The organism is Mycolicibacter kumamotonensis (genome assembly GCF_002086285.1).
Lineage (GTDB): Bacteria > Actinomycetota > Actinomycetes > Mycobacteriales > Mycobacteriaceae > Mycobacterium > Mycobacterium kumamotonense.
The window spans coordinates 1-870 of the sequence record NZ_MVHU01000110.1 but is presented as its reverse complement, the minus strand read 5'-3'; the positions used below and the strand labels follow the sequence as shown (position 1 = coordinate 870).

Sequence of the window (870 nt, the reverse complement as noted above, 5' to 3'; positions counted from 1 at the left end):
GAGGCGTTTCGCACCCGCAGCTTGGCCCACACCGCGTTTCCGTACGTGTTCTGCGATGCGACGTTCTGCAAGGTCCGCATCGGGGCGCACGTGGTCTCTCAGGCCTTGGTGGTGGCCACCGGGGTGTCCATCGACGGCACCCGGGAGGTGTTGGGCACCGCCGTCGGTGACAGTGAGTCCTTCGAGTTCTGGCGCGAGTTCCTCGCATCACTGAAAGCGCGTGGCCTGTCCGGGGTGCATCTGGTTATTTCCGACGCGCATGCTGGCCTGAAAGCCGCAGTGGCACAACAGTTCACGGGATCGTCGTGGCAGCGGTGCCGGGTGCATTTCATGCGCAACCTACACACCGCGGTCGCCGCCAAGCATGCGCCGGCGGTGACCGCGGCGGTCAAGACGATCTTCGCCCACACCGACCCGGCCGAGGTCGCCGATCAGTGGGATCGGGTCGCCGACACCCTGGCCCCCAGCTTCCCGAAGGTCGCGGCCATGATGAGCGAAGCCAAGACCGACGTGCTGGCGTTCACCGCGTTCCCGCGGGCCCACTGGCAGAAGATCTGGTCGAACAATCCCATCGAGCGGCTCAACAAGGAGATCAAGCGCCGCGCTGATGTCGTGGAGATCTTCCCCAACCCGGCGGCGTTCCTGCGCCTGGCCACCGCGGTGGTCATCGAAGCCCACGACGAGTGGCAGGTCACCCGCCGCTATCTGTCCGACGTCTCCATGGACGAGCTACGGGCCGTCATCGACAAGAAAAACGCCGCGGCAGCACTTGCCAAACAACACCAAATCGCCTAGCGTTCAACACGACTCGTTGATCGCGACGCGTGAACCACGCCAGATCCGAAGTCCACCACTCCCTGGGACGCTATC

1 protein-coding gene is annotated in these 870 nt (G+C 64.7%); it reads left to right on the top strand.

Annotated elements, in window-relative coordinates; all coding sequences use genetic code 11:
• On the top strand, positions 1-795 hold a 795-nt coding region (locus tag BST28_RS22975), incomplete at its 5' end, for an IS256 family transposase (RefSeq protein ID WP_109560782.1).
• Between the last annotated feature and the right edge of the window lie 75 nt (positions 796-870).